Raw genomic sequence first — 13,362 nt, forward strand, 5'->3', positions numbered from 1 at the left:
GCCTTGTGGTGAGGGGATTTATCCCCGATGGGTTGCGCAGCAACCCTGCTTCTTGGGGGCGCTACGCGCCCATCGGGGATAAATCCCCTCGCCACAGGTTCATCGCCCTCCATTGGAACCCCTGCGCTATCCTGCTGCCCACTAAGGTATGACCATCAGCACAGGAGGTTTGAATGCGTACCCTTGAACTGGCAGGCGTGCAGGTTCCAGTGATCGGCCAAGGCACCTGGCGCATGGGCGAAGACCGCTCGGCGCACTCGCGTGAAGTGTCCGCGCTGCGCCAAGGCATCGAACTGGGCATGACCCTTATCGACACCGCAGAAATGTACGCCGAAGGCGGTGCCGAATCTGTCGTCGGCGAAGCCATCGCGGGCCTGCGCGACCAAGTGTTTCTGGTGAGCAAGGTCTACCCGCACAACGCCAGCCGCAAAGGCATTCCGCTAGCCTGCGAGCGCAGTCTGCGCCGGCTCGACACCGATTACATCGACCTCTATCTGCTGCATTGGCGCGGCCAGTATCCGCTGGAAGAAACCGTCGAAGCCTTCGAACGCCTGCGTTCGGACGGCAAGATCGGCCGTTGGGGCGTGTCGAATTTCGACGTCGATGACCTCGAAGAACTGGCCAACCCGGCCTGCGCGACCAATCAGGTGCTGTACAACCTGGAAGAGCGCGGCGTCGAATTCGATCTGCTGCCATGGTGCCAACAGCAACGCATGCCATTGATGGCGTACTGCCCGATCGGTCAGGGCGGTGCGATGCTGGCCGAACCGGTACTCAAGCAGATTGCCACTCGTCACAAGGTGACCCCGGCACAGGTTTCACTGGCGTGGATTCTGCGCCAGGATGGTGTGATTGCGATTCCCAAGGCTGTGCGACCGGAACACGTGCAACTCAATGCACAAGCGGCGCAGTTGCAACTGGATGCCGGGGATCTGGCGGCGCTGGATCAGGTATTCAAAGCGCCACAACGCAAGCAACGGCTGGCGATGGTCTGAGTCGCTGGCCGTTGGCGAGGGCTTCGTCATGAGAAGCACTGATCAGTACGATCCGTTCAATCTGCAGCGTTTCGTCCAGGCGCAGGACCCAGTGTTCGAACGGGTTCAGCGCGAACTCGATGAGGGGCGCAAACGCAGTCACTGGATGTGGTTTGTGTTCCCGCAGTTCGCCGGGCTGGGTGGCAGCGAGATGTCCCGGCGTTACGCCATTCAATCCGCCGAAGAGGCGCAGGCCTATCTGGCCCACGACCTGCTTGGCGCACGGCTGCGCACCTGCACGCAACTGGTGCTGAACATCCGTCAGCGCTCGATAGCCGAGATTTTCGGCCACCCCGACGACCTGAAATTCCACTCCTCGATGACCCTGTTTGCGCAGTTCAGCGCCGACGACTGCCCGTTCGCTCAGGCACTGGAGCGCTACTTCCACGGCATCCTCGATGAATGGACCCTGCAACTGCTGGACTCAAAACAGGCCCAGTTGGCCCCCGATCAGGGTTGAAAAATCGTCGTCGACAAACGGCAGAATCGCATCCGCCACCGGTTGCAGCTGGCGGGTGATGTAGTGGTCGTAGTCGATCGCGGCGCGGCGCACTTCCAGCGGTTCCGGCCCAGCCAGGGTGATGACGTAACTGATCCAGCCGCCATTCTGGTACTGCCGTGGGCGCCCGTGCTGCGCGTTGTAATCATCGGCCAGTCGTGCCGCCCGCACATGCGGCGGCACGTTACGTTCGTAGTCATCAAGAGTGCGGCGCAGGCGCTTGCGGTAGACCAGTCGTTCATCGAACTCGCCGGCCAGGGTTTTGCGCACGTAATCACGCACGTAATCCTGATACGGCTTGCGCTGGAAGATCCGTTCGTAGAGTTCCTGCTGGAACTGCCGGGCCAGCAGCGACCAGTCGGTGCGCACGGTTTCCAGGCCCTTGTAGACCATGTCTTCGCTGCCATCAGCGCGGGTCACCAGTCCGGCATAGCGCTTCTTGCTGCCCTCCTCGGCGCCGCGAATGGTCGGCATCAGAAAGCGTTTGTAGTGGGTTTCGTACTGCAATTCGAGGGCGCTTTGCAGGCCGTATTCTTCCCGCACGTGCTCGCGCCACCAGTCGTTGACGTGCTTGACCAGCGCTTGGCCGATCTGCGCCGCCTCCTCCTGACCGTGAGGCCGGCGCAGCCAGACGAAGGTCGAATCGGTGTCGCCATAGATCACCGCATGGCCCTGCGCTTCGATCAGTTGACGGGTGCGCAGCATGATCTCGTGGCCGCGCAAGGTAATCGACGACGCCAGACGCGTATCGAAAAACCGGCAGCCGCTGGAACCGAGCACGCCGTAGAAGGCGTTCATGATGATCTTCAGCGCCTGCGACAGTGGCGCGTTGTGCTCGCGTTTGGCGGTCTCGCGACCTTCGGCGACCCTCGCGACAATCGACGGCAAGCAATGCCGGGTGCGCGAGAAACGCGCGCCGCGAAAACCCGGAACCGAATCGGCATCGTCCGGGTGCTGCAAACCTTCGATCAGCCCCACCGGGTCGATCAGAAAGGTGCGGATGATCGACGGGTACAGGCTCTTGTAATCGAGCACCAGTACCGACTCGTACAGCCCTGGCTGTGAATCCATGACGAAGCCGCCCGGGCTGGCCTGCGGTGGATTGGTGCCCAGGTTGGGCGCTACGAAACCCTGACGGTGCATCAGTGGCATATACAAGTGGGTGAACGCCGCCACCGAGCCGCCGCTGCGGTCCGCCGGCAGGCCAGTGACGCTGGCGCGTTCGAGCAAAAACGTCAGCAGTTCGGTTTTGGCGAAAATCCGCGTGACCAGTTCGCAGTCCTTGAGGTTGTACTTGGCCAGCGCCGGTTTGTCCTCGGCGAACATACGGTTGATTTCGTCCATGCGCTGGTACGGGTTGTCGATCGCCTTGCCCTCGCCAAGCAGGGTCTGGGCGACGTTTTCCAGGCTGAACGAAGGGAAACTCCAGGTCGCCGAACGCAGCGATTCGATGCCATCGATGATCAAGCGCCCCGCTGCCGAGGCAAAGTAATGCGTGCGACTGCCGTGTTCGCGCCACTGCATCTCTTCACCGCCACGGCCGATTTTCAGCGGCACGCCGAGGCGCCGCGCGTGTTCGTGGAGGATGCGCAGGTCGAACTGCACGACGTTCCAGCCGATGATCGCGTCGGGGTCATGCCGGGCGAACCAGTCGTTGAGCTTTTTGAGAAGGATGGTGCGTGAGTCGCAGTATTCAAGGTCGAAGTCGACGATGCTCGCATCACCGTTCGGTGCGCCGAGCATGTACACCTGACGCTGGCCGCAGCCTTCCAGGGCAATGGAATACAGCTCGCCGGTTTCGGTGGTTTCGATGTCCAGCGAGACCAGCCGCAGTTGCGGTCGGTAGTTGGGGTCGGGTTTCAGTTGGGCGTTGAGCAAGACGCCGTCGTCATCGGCACTGCCACTGAACAGCACCGGCGCGGTGATGAAGCGCTCCATCAGGTAGCGTTCAGGCGGACGCACGTCGGCTTCAAAGACGTCGACCCCGGCGCGGTTGAGCGCGGTTTCCAGGCGCATCAACTGGCCGTGTTGCTGGCAATACAGGCCCAGCACCGGGCGATGCTCGAAATCCTGCAGGGCCAGCGGGCGCAGTTCGACATTCTTTTCATCGTGTAGCAGACGTTCGGCCGCTTCGCGTTGTGCAGCGGGGATAAACGCCACTGACGTCTGCGGCGCCAGACGCACACGGCGCGGTCCGGCGTCGGTCGCCAGCCAGAACTCGACTTCGGTGCCGGCCGGGGTATCGCGCCAATGCCGGGTCAGGACGAAGCCCTGCTGTAAATCCACCACTGCAACCTCAGAAATTGAATCAGAGGGGCATTCTACGCTGCCATTCAGGGGATAACCCCATACCCTGTGGCGAGGGGATTCATCCCCGATGGCCTGCGTAGCGGGCCCAAAACCATCCAGTGATATGTGTCAGAAAAATCCGGCTTCATGAGTTTGGGGCTACTTCGCAGCCCATCGGGGATAAATCCCCTCACCACAAGGTTTCCCTTTGCGCAGGCTCAGGGGTAGGTATTTTCGGCAAATGACGTTTTTTGCGTGCTATCTGCCGCTTTGCCACCTTGCCCTGCACGCCAGCGTCTACGATGCTTGGAGAACAACGACAACACCTGAGTAACCACCATGAAGACCGTCGCCCAACTGCTCAAGCTCAAAGATCAGAAAAATCAGGAAGTGCATCAGATCAAACCCGATCACATGGTGCTCGAAGCGCTGATGAAGATGGCCGAAAAAAACGTCGGGGCCCTGCTGGTGGTGGAAGACGAAAAAGTGGTCGGCATCATCAGTGAGCGTGATTACGCGCGCAAACTGGTACTGCACGGGCGCTCCTCGGTCGGTACACCGGTGCGCGACATCATGGTCAAGGATGTCATCACCGTGGACACCCATCAGACCGTCGACACCTGCCTGGGCATCATGTCCGACAGACGCCTGCGCCACTTGCCGGTAGTGGAGAACGGCAAACTGATCGGCTTGCTGTCGATCGGCGACCTGGTGAAAGAGGCGATTGCCGAACAGGCTGAGCTGATCAAGCAGCTGGAGCAGTACATTCGCGGGGAATAAGTCCCTCCCTCCTTTAGGAGTGAGCCCTGTGGTGAGGGGATTTATCCCCGATGGACTGCGTAGCGGTCCCGGCTTTTTTGGGGGCTTCGTGCCACATCGGGGATAAATCCCCTCACTACAGGATCTTGTGGTGGTCAAACCGGCCAATGCCGGGCAAACACCGGCGCCAGCACCGGGTGCCGGTCAATGCGCTGCAACCATGCGTAGAACCCGGGGCGGGTCTGACGCAGGTGCTCGCGACTCCCCGACCAGCGCGTCACCACCGCTGCCAGCACGTCCAGGGCGCCGGGCGTCTCGTCGTCCAGGTACAACTCGGCGGAAAACTGGTCGGCAAACACTTCCCAACTCCAGTGCAAGCGCTCGCGGGCACCGGCCATCAGATTCTGTCGTGAGGCTTCGTCCGGCATCACCAGCCAGCGTTCGGGGTAATCGATGACGCCGATGGCCGCATAGCAATTGCTCGCGATGTAGACCATGCCGCGAATCGCCTGATCGCGATCAGTGGCCTCGGCCGGCAACAGGCCGAATCCGGGAAAGCGCAGGCCCAGGTGAATCAGAATCGCCACACTCTCGGTGATCGCACTGCCATCGGGCAACTGCAGGGTCGGCACCTGTTTCAGTGGATTGAGGCGAGCCAGGGCTTCGGCCGCCTCGCTCGAAGCTTCGATATCGATGAAGCGATAGGCGATCTGGCATAACTCCAGCGCTGCTTCGATGGCTGCAGCACCCGAATTGCGATGTCCGTACAGTTGATACATGCCCCCTCCTCGATCTCGACGGATCTGTGTAGCCCTATTTATAGCGGGTGTATCGGCTTTGGCACGTTTTTCCCATGCATTCGCGACTTGCGAATTCAAACCCCGCAAAACCGCGCTGGCGGTGCCCATCCCGCACCAAGAGCAATCATCGAACGCTATCCGCGTTCTTGTAAGGTGCGATACCGGACCAAAAGTTCGCGTATCCGAACTGGCAACAAGGAGGTCACTGCGTGAATCTTCAATCGTTCTGCCGTTTCACGGCCTGTATATATCCATCCGCGCAATGTCGAGTTCACCTGAACAGTACCGGCCATCCGCGAATTTACGTCATTACCTGAACCTGACAACCGACCACTGTGTTGGCGCTGAATAATGTGCCGACAGCAGCGTGGTATTTATTTTTTAAATAAGACCCATGAAGTTATTGCGCAAGCACTGCGTCAATCAACGATTGCCGAATTGTCGAACAATAATTTCAATTGATTTTTTAATTGCACCAAAAGCGTTCCTGCACACGCAACTAACGCAGATCCGGAATACGGATTTCATTTAAACAAAAACAAGGAACATGCGCCGTGACCCGCTAAAACATTGACCCGCACCAAATCAGTCCGTCGCGCACCATCAAGCGCCCTGGAGGACCCGAGCTCAGCGGCTCTATCTGGCTAATCCGGCCGATACAGCGCCCGGTCTGACTCGCCTGCAAAAAAGCCCCGGCGTTCGGGGCCGCGGACAGTCATGCACTAAAGAAAACCGGGACACTCTGTAAAACTTATATAAATGCGACATGAGTAACAGCCATGAAATAACCGCGCTACATTTCAGCAATATTTGGCACAGCGGTTGCAAAATGAATCACGACCATTGAAACAATCCATACCGATACAGAACAACACCAGGGAATGGCGAATGAACAAACGAAGTCATTGGCGTTAAGCCAGTAAGCCTGCACAAGCCTATTCAATAGATAGTTCAACTATCGGCTTGCGTACACCCAAAAGAAAGTTACACCCACCCACTCGAACATCATCGAAATGTTCGCACGGCACCTTATTGCCCTTCATCAACCCGAGGGAGCTTTAATGAACGATGCGGTAAAGCACAGAACCCTGCCGGGGCCGTTACGGGACGCGCCAGTCCCGCCACCACCGGGCAGACCGGCCTTCACGGCCAACACTTCGCAGCCCGGCGGGTTGAATAAGCAGCAGATGCTGTTGCTGGTGGCGGTGTCGGCACTGATACACGGCGGTGCCTGGTGGTTTTTCCAGCAGACCCGGCCCGAGCCCCTGCCGACGCCGCCGCAGATTCCGGAAATGACCGTCGAGCTGACCAGCCCGACGCCACCGGCACCGCCCACACCGGAACCACCTCCGCCACCGCCGCCCCCTCCACCTCCGGAACCGGAACAACCGGTGGAAGACGAAGACGCGGTCAAGCCACCGCCCAAACCGGTGGAGAAACCCAAGCCGATCGAAAAACCGAAACCGGTCGAGAAGCCCAAACCGGTGAAGAAAGTCGAGCCGCCAAAAGCTCCGCCCGCCCCGGCACACCCGGCCGCTCCCGCTGCGCCGGCGACACCGAGCGCGCCACCAGCCCCGGCGGCCGCGCCTGGCCCGGTCAAGGAATCGGCCGCGATTTCCGGCCTTGCCAGCCTTGGCAACCCGCCGCCGGAGTACCCGTCACTGGCGCTGCGGCGCAACTGGGAAGGCAGCGTGGTGCTGCGCATTCAGGTGTTGGCCAACGGTCGCGCCGGCTCGGTGACAGTGACCAAGTCCAGCGGCAAGCCGCAACTGGATGACGCCGCCGTCGCGGCGGTAAAGAACTGGAAGTTCATTCCGGCCAAACGCGGTGACACGCCGATTGACGGCTTCGCCACCCAGACCATCGATTTCAAATTGCCGCAATAACGGCACAACCCAACGAACTCACAACCGACTTAATGCAAGCGAGGTGTAGCGATGAACAATTCACTGTCTTCGATGATTGTCCCCGGTGTGCTCTGGGGCCTGGTGCTGTTTTCCGTGGTCAGCTGGGCGATCCTGCTGGTCAAGTCGGCGCAATACCTGCGCCAGAAAGCCCAGAACAAACAGTTCAGCAAAGCCTTCTGGGGCGCACCGGATCTGCTCACCGCTGCCGAACATGCCAGCCAGTATCCGGGCTCGCTGGCGCGCATCGCCAGCAGCGGTTTCGAAGCCTTGCTGGTGGAAGAATCGCCGCGGACCACGCAACAACTGGCGCACACCATCAACCGTTCGGATCGCCTGGAACGCAACCTGCGCCAGCAGATCCAGAAAGAACGCCGCTCGCTGGAAAACGGCCAGGCGATCCTCGCCAGTATCGGCAGCACCGCGCCGTTCATTGGTCTGTTCGGCACGGTGTGGGGGATCATGGAAGCCCTGCAAAGCATCGGCGAAACCGGTTCGGCGAGCCTTGAAGCGGTCGCCGGCCCGATCGGTCACGCGCTGATCGCCACCGGCGTCGGGATCGCCGTCGCGGTCCCTGCGGTGCTGATTTACAACTTCTTTCTGCGTCGCCTGAAACTGGCCTCGGCAGACATGGATGACTTCGCCCACGACTTCGACGCCCTCGCCTCGCGCAGCGCGTTTTCCATCAGCCGCCAGGCCATCGCCAGCAAAACCACTGCCGCCGTGCGGGAGGCCAGCTGATGTCCTTTTCCACTCAAGACAGCGATGAAGTGCTCAGCGAAATGAACGTCACGCCGCTGGTGGACGTGATGCTCGTGCTGCTGGTGGTGTTTATCGTCACCGCACCGCTGATGACCAACGCGATCAAGGTCAACCTGCCGAAAACCGACGCCGTCGCCCCCGCCGAGAAGAAAGACCCGGTGGTGGTCAGCGTCGATCAGGACGGCAAGTTCTACCTGGCGAAAACCGAACTGGCACCGGAATCTCTGGAGGCCAGCCTCAAGGAGGTCAAGGCCAAGGACGCCGAGGTGCGCGTGCAGCTGCAGGCCGACGCCAACGTCAATTACGGCCAGGTGGCCAAGGCCATGGCGTCCATCGAACGCTCGGGCATCAGCAAGATTTCGGTGATGACCACCCACTGAGTGCGGTGTCGGGCGCGCGTTGAGAAACGCGCCCGACACCGCGAACCGCTTCCCGTCGCAATCAGCCGACCGAAAAACGCCAGACGTCTTCGGAGGGGATCGGCTTGCTTGAAGAAAGTGGCTTTCCGCATGCGGTATCACCGAAAGCGGAGCAATGAGGGGCTCACAAGGCCAATTCGATAACGTCTGATCAAGTCGGAAACAACCATGCTGATGAACACTCCACGCTTCACGCTCAAACCTTTGGTGGCAACGATTTCTCGTCACCGTTTTGTTCCGTTGTACCTGGTGGCCATGGGGATGGGCGCCGGGACCGTGCAAGCCGCCGAGGACGACAACGCCGCCGTCCCCGCTGCAGCCGCAGTGGTGGCACCGACCACGCAACTGCAACGGGTGGAAGTGACCGGCTCGGCGATTCGCCGGGTCGATGCGGAAACGGCCGTGCCGATCACCATTCTGAAAGCCGATGAGCTGCGCAAACAGGGCGTGACCACCACCGCCGAACTGGTGCAGCGGATCACCGGCAGCCAGTCGATCAACAACAGCGCAGGCTCGGTCGGCGCCGCCACCGGTGGCGCTTCGTTTGCCGACATGCGCGGCATCGGCGCAAACAAGACCCTGGTGCTGCTCAACGGTCGACGCCTGGCCAACAATGCCTTGTCCGGCACCAACTCGGCCGGTGGCGCGGTGGATCTGAACATGATCCCGTTTGCCGCCATCGAGCGCGTGGAAGTTCTGCGCGACGGCGCATCAGCCCTGTACGGCACCGACGCCATCGGCGGCGTAATCAACTTCATCACCAAAAAATCCCTGACCGACGGCCAGCTCACCCTCGGTGGCGAAACCCCGACCCACAGCGGCGGCGGTGCCACCAAAGACATGAGCGCCAGTTGGGGCTATGGCGATCTGGAAGAAGACCGCTTCAACGTGCTCGGCGTGTTCAACTACAACAAGCAGCAGAACCTCGACGCCAACGACCGCTCCTTCGCCCGCGACTACGATCCTGGTCGTGGCCTCGATCAGACCTCCGGCACCGCGTTCCCCGGCAACTACAGCCAGAACGGCAACGCCACCAACCCGTTGGCCAACAGCAATTGCAACGGGCCGAACCTGGTCGCGCGCGATGGCCTGTGCCGCTTCAGCACCCGCGAATACATCGACCTGATTCCGCAAACCGAAAAGACCTCGTTCTTCGGCAAGACCACCGGCAAACTCGGCGACGATCACAACGTCAACCTCGAATACTTCTGGTCACGCAACAACAACGCCACGGCGGTCGGCCCGGCCCCGCTCACCGGCCTGAGCCTGGATTCCTCGTCGCCGTACTACCCCGGCAACGGCATCACCCCCGGCCCGACCGGTTTCGCCCTCGACCCGACGCAACCGGTCGATGTGAACTGGCGCGAAACCGCCGCCGGCCCACGGGAATCGAAAGACCAGAACACCAGCCAGCGCTTTCTGCTGAGCTTCGACGGTCTGGTCGGCGGCTGGGATTACAACGTCGGCGCCTCGTACAACCAGAACAAAATCGTCTCCAGCGTCACCAGCGGCTATGTCAGCGATCAGGCGATGATCAACGGTCTGGCCAGTGGCCTGCTCAACCCGTTCGGCCCGCAATCCGCCGCCGGTCAGCAGTACATCGACGCCGCGATGTACCACGGCGCCTACACCACCGCCGTTGGCCGCGTGGCCGGTTTTGACGGACGGGTCAGTCGCGAGATCGGTGACTGGTTCGGTGCCGGGCCGGCCGGTCTGGCGCTGGGTGGCGAGTACCGCAAAGAGAAATTCCACCAGGACTTCGAACAGTTTGCCGGTGACATCCAGAGCCTCGGCATCGACCCGGCCGGTAGCGTCGAGGGTGACCGCAGTGTGAAAGCCGCCTATGCGGAAATCAACGTGCCGGTGCTCGACAGCCTCGAACTGTCCGCCGCTGTGCGTCACGACAAATACAGCGACTTCGGCAGCACCACCAACCCGAAATACTCGTTCCGTTATCAGCCGCTCAAAGAGCTGGTGGTGCGCGGCGCGTACAGCGAAGGTTTCCGGGCGCCGTCGCTCTACGAGCTGTATTCGCCGCGCAGCATCACCTACACCCAGGGCTACTACAACGATCCGGTGCTGTGTACCGGCGGCGTGGTGCAACCGGGTGGCAACGGCGGGCGCGATTGCGGTCAGCAGTTCCTCAATCAGATCGGCGGCAATGAAGATCTGGCTCCGGAGAAAGCGCGCAACGTGACGCTGGGCTTCGTCTATCAGCCGGTCAGCAACCTGTCGGTGGGTCTGGATTTCTGGTGGATTCACATCTCCAACCAGATCCAGCCGTTCCCTGAATCCACCGTGTTCGATCAGGCTGGCAGCTACCCGGATCGCTTCGTGCGCAACGCCGACGGCACGCTCAACTACATCGTCACCGGCAACGCCAACCTCGGCATCGTCGAAACCAATGGTGTCGATGTGTCGCTGGACTACCGCTTCCCGAACACCCCGTACGGCCAGTTCGGCCTGGGGCTGCAAGGCACCTACGTCGACAGTTATGACTTCCAGAGCACCATCAAAGGCCCGTTCACCGACAAGGTCGGCGACTTCGAAGGGGACGGCGTGATCGCGCGCTGGAAACACAACCTCACCGGCAGCTGGATCTTCGGCGCCGCAAGGGCGTCGCTGACCAACCGCTTCACCACCGGTTACAACGACTACGACCGCGATACCCATGCGCGCGTGGCGTCGTATTCGGTGTGGGACCTGTCGGCCGGCTACACCTTCAACAAGGTGCTGGATGTCGATGCCGGGATGAAGAACATGTTCGACCGCAACCCACCGTTCTCCAACCAGGCCTACAACTTCCAGAGCGGCTATGACCCGCGCTACACCGACCCGCTGGGCCGCACGCTGTTTGCGCGCATGACGTATCACTTCTAAAGAACGAGCGCCAAAAAACCCTGTGGGAGCTGGCTTGCCAGCGATAGCGTCGTATCAGTCGACATTTACTTCACTGACATACCGCTATCGCTGGCAAGCCAGCTCCCACATGGGAACCGGGTTTCTTCAGGGATTTTCAGGGTGACCTCATGAGTTTTTTGCGCAACATGGCTGGCCTGCTGCTCGGCAGTGCGCTGCTGTGCACTGGCACTTCGGCGCTGGCCGGCGGCGGTTATGCGTTAACGGTGTACGGCGAGGCGCCGAAGTATCCGGCGGGTTTCCAGCATTTCGATTTCGTCGATCCCGACGCGCCCAAGGGCGGTTCGCTCAGTCGCGCGTCGATGGAAATCGGCCAGTACAACTACATCACCCCGTATGCCGATCAAGGCATTTCCGTGGTGCAGGTCAACGACTGGGTGTATGCGCCGCTGGCGTTCCGTTCGCTGGACGAGCCCTACACCGTTTACGCACTGGTCGCGCAACAAATGGAACGCGATCCCGAGGGGCTCTGGGTGCGCTTCACCCTGAACCCCAAGGCTCGCTTCGCCGATGGCACGCCGATCACCGCCGAGGACGTGCGCTACACCTTCAACCTGCTGATGACCAAGGGCAGCCTCAGTTATCGCCAGCAGTACGCCGACGTGCAGGACGTACTGATCGAAGGTCCACGGCAGGTGCGTTTCACCTTCAAGAACAACCTCAACCGCACCCTGGCGCTGGACCTGGCGACGCTGCGCGTGGTGCCCGAACACTGGTGGAAGACGCGCGATTTCGCCAACGGCGGCGGCTTCGAACCGCCGCTGGGCAGCGGTCCGTATCGCGTGAGCAAGGTCGACGCCGGGCGCAGCATCAGTTTCCAGCGCGATCCGGACTGGTGGGGCAAGGACCTGCCGGTCAGTCGCGGGATGTACAACTTCGACACGCTCACGGTGAATTTCTACGGCGACACCGACGTCGCTCGCCAACTGCTGCAGGCCGGTGCGTTCGATTACAACCGCGAGTTTTCTTCGTCCGGTTACGTGGTCGGCTACGACAGCCCGGCATTGCGTGACGGGCGTTTGCAACAGGCGATTCTCGCCCCGGAAAAACCCACGGCGGCGCAAGGCTTCGTGTTCAACCTGCAAAACCCGATTTTTCAGGATCGCCGCGTGCGTCAGGCGATCAGTCTGCTGTGGGATTTCGAGTGGACCAACAAGCAGATGATGCGCGGCTTCTACGTGCGTCAGAACAGCTTCTGGCCCAAGAGTGAAATGGCCGCCACCGCCCTGCCCGACGCCGAGGAATTGAAGATCCTCGAACCGTTGCGCGGGCAGATCCCGGACGAGGTGTTCACCGAGGTCTATCAGGCGCCGAAAACCGACGGCAGCGGCTACATACGTGACAAGCAGTTGCAGGCGCTGAAACTGCTCGCCGAGGCGGGCTGGACGCCGCAACACAGCCGACTGGTCAACGCCGATGGCGAGCCGCTGGCGTTCACCTTCCTCGACGGTCAGGGCGGCTTCGACCGCATGCTGTTGCCATTCAAACGCACCCTCGCGCAGATCGGCATCACCCTGAATTTGCGCCGGATCGATTCGGCGCAATACGTCAATCGGCTCAACGCCCGCGACTACGACATGATCGTCACCAGTTTCCCGCGCAGCGGCGATCCGATCGTCTCTCCCGGCCGCGAACTGTACAGCCTGTACGCCTCGCAAAGTGCCACGCAAGTCGGCAGTTCGAACTCGATGGTGCTGGCCAACCCGGCGGTCGATCAACTGATCGACGGGCTGGTCAAGGCCGACACCCGCGATGCCATGGTGCATTACGCCCGCGCCCTCGACCGAGTGCTGCAATGGGGTTACTACATGATTCCCAACTACTACTCCAAGGGCACGCCGACGGTGTATCAGAACCGCTTCGGCATGCCGCCAGTGCAACCGGCTTACGACGAAGGCCTCAACACCTGGTGGGAGGTCTCGGCCAAGCCGTTGACCACGCAACAGATGCACACCCAGCTTGCGGGGGGCCAGTGAC

At 61.0% G+C, this 13,362-nt stretch carries 10 protein-coding genes; 8 read left to right on the forward strand and 2 right to left on the reverse strand.

Annotated elements, in window-relative coordinates:
• The first annotated feature begins 173 nt into the window (after positions 1 to 173).
• Positions 174 to 995, forward strand: coding sequence for an aldo/keto reductase (locus tag KVQ82_RS19585; RefSeq protein WP_222015290.1), 822 nt, complete (start codon positions 174 to 176; stop codon positions 993 to 995).
• A 28-nt stretch (positions 996 to 1,023) separates the two neighbouring features.
• Positions 1,024 to 1,494, forward strand: coding sequence for a DUF1810 domain-containing protein (locus tag KVQ82_RS19590; protein ID WP_222015292.1), 471 nt, complete (start codon positions 1,024 to 1,026; stop codon positions 1,492 to 1,494).
• On the opposite strand, the gene KVQ82_RS19595 is transcribed toward KVQ82_RS19590, so the two are convergent.
• Positions 1,459 to 3,819: a DNA polymerase II gene (locus tag KVQ82_RS19595; RefSeq protein ID WP_222015297.1), complete on the reverse strand. Its 2,361-nt coding sequence runs from the start codon at positions 3,817 to 3,819 to the stop codon at positions 1,459 to 1,461. The two genes, KVQ82_RS19590 and KVQ82_RS19595, sit on opposite strands and share 36 nt — an antisense overlap.
• Positions 3,820 to 4,161: 342 nt before the next feature.
• Here KVQ82_RS19595 and KVQ82_RS19600 point away from each other — a divergent pair, with 342 nt between their 5' ends.
• A complete protein-coding gene (locus KVQ82_RS19600; RefSeq protein ID WP_041074056.1) occupies positions 4,162 to 4,602 on the forward strand; it encodes a CBS domain-containing protein in 441 nt (146 codons plus the stop codon).
• Between the two features lie 134 nt (positions 4,603 to 4,736).
• On the opposite strand, the gene KVQ82_RS19605 is transcribed toward KVQ82_RS19600, so the two are convergent.
• Positions 4,737 to 5,360, reverse strand: a complete 624-nt coding sequence (locus KVQ82_RS19605; RefSeq protein WP_041074054.1) for a glutathione S-transferase N-terminal domain-containing protein — start codon at positions 5,358 to 5,360, stop codon at positions 4,737 to 4,739.
• Positions 5,361 to 6,442: 1,082 nt separating this feature from the next.
• On the opposite strand from KVQ82_RS19605, the gene KVQ82_RS19610 reads away from it, so the two are divergent.
• From KVQ82_RS19610 to KVQ82_RS19630, 5 genes are all read left to right on the forward strand, one after another.
• Positions 6,443 to 7,267: an energy transducer TonB gene (locus KVQ82_RS19610; protein ID WP_222015298.1), complete on the forward strand. Its 825-nt coding sequence runs from the start codon at positions 6,443 to 6,445 to the stop codon at positions 7,265 to 7,267.
• A gap of 51 nt (positions 7,268 to 7,318) precedes the next feature.
• Positions 7,319 to 8,026, forward strand: coding sequence for a MotA/TolQ/ExbB proton channel family protein (locus KVQ82_RS19615; protein WP_007966644.1), 708 nt, complete (start codon positions 7,319 to 7,321; stop codon positions 8,024 to 8,026).
• The gene (locus KVQ82_RS19620; RefSeq protein ID WP_003223575.1) at positions 8,026 to 8,427 is read left to right on the forward strand and encodes a biopolymer transporter ExbD; all 402 of its coding nucleotides are present in this window, start codon (positions 8,026 to 8,028) and stop codon (positions 8,425 to 8,427) included. Before KVQ82_RS19615 ends, KVQ82_RS19620 begins: the two co-directional genes overlap by 1 nt.
• 207 nt (positions 8,428 to 8,634) lie before the next feature.
• A complete protein-coding gene (locus tag KVQ82_RS19625) occupies positions 8,635 to 11,346 on the forward strand; it encodes a TonB-dependent receptor (protein WP_222015300.1) in 2,712 nt (903 codons plus the stop codon).
• Between the two features lie 149 nt (positions 11,347 to 11,495).
• Positions 11,496 to 13,361, forward strand: coding sequence for an extracellular solute-binding protein (locus KVQ82_RS19630; protein ID WP_086794729.1), 1,866 nt, complete (start codon positions 11,496 to 11,498; stop codon positions 13,359 to 13,361).
• The last annotated feature ends 1 nt before the right edge of the window (position 13,362 follow it).

The organism is Pseudomonas sp. AO-1 (genome assembly GCF_019775695.1).
Lineage (GTDB): Bacteria > Pseudomonadota > Gammaproteobacteria > Pseudomonadales > Pseudomonadaceae > Aquipseudomonas > Aquipseudomonas parakoreensis.

Bases quoted from the DNA above. Each gene is read 5' to 3' on its own strand.
- KVQ82_RS19585 (WP_222015290.1), top strand. From the start codon at position 174: ATGCGTACCCTTGAACTGGCAGGCGTGCAGGTTCCAGTGATCGGCCAA.
- KVQ82_RS19590 (WP_222015292.1), top strand. From the start codon at position 1,024: ATGAGAAGCACTGATCAGTACGATCCGTTCAATCTGCAGCGTTTCGTC.
- KVQ82_RS19600 (WP_041074056.1), top strand. From the start codon at position 4,162: ATGAAGACCGTCGCCCAACTGCTCAAGCTCAAAGATCAGAAAAATCAG.
- KVQ82_RS19605 (WP_041074054.1), bottom strand. From the start codon at position 5,360: ATGTATCAACTGTACGGACATCGCAATTCGGGTGCTGCAGCCATCGAA.
- KVQ82_RS19610 (WP_222015298.1), top strand. From the start codon at position 6,443: ATGAACGATGCGGTAAAGCACAGAACCCTGCCGGGGCCGTTACGGGAC.
- KVQ82_RS19615 (WP_007966644.1), top strand. From the start codon at position 7,319: ATGAACAATTCACTGTCTTCGATGATTGTCCCCGGTGTGCTCTGGGGC.
- KVQ82_RS19620 (WP_003223575.1), top strand. From the start codon at position 8,026: ATGTCCTTTTCCACTCAAGACAGCGATGAAGTGCTCAGCGAAATGAAC.
- KVQ82_RS19625 (WP_222015300.1), top strand. From the start codon at position 8,635: ATGCTGATGAACACTCCACGCTTCACGCTCAAACCTTTGGTGGCAACG.
- KVQ82_RS19630 (WP_086794729.1), top strand. From the start codon at position 11,496: ATGAGTTTTTTGCGCAACATGGCTGGCCTGCTGCTCGGCAGTGCGCTG.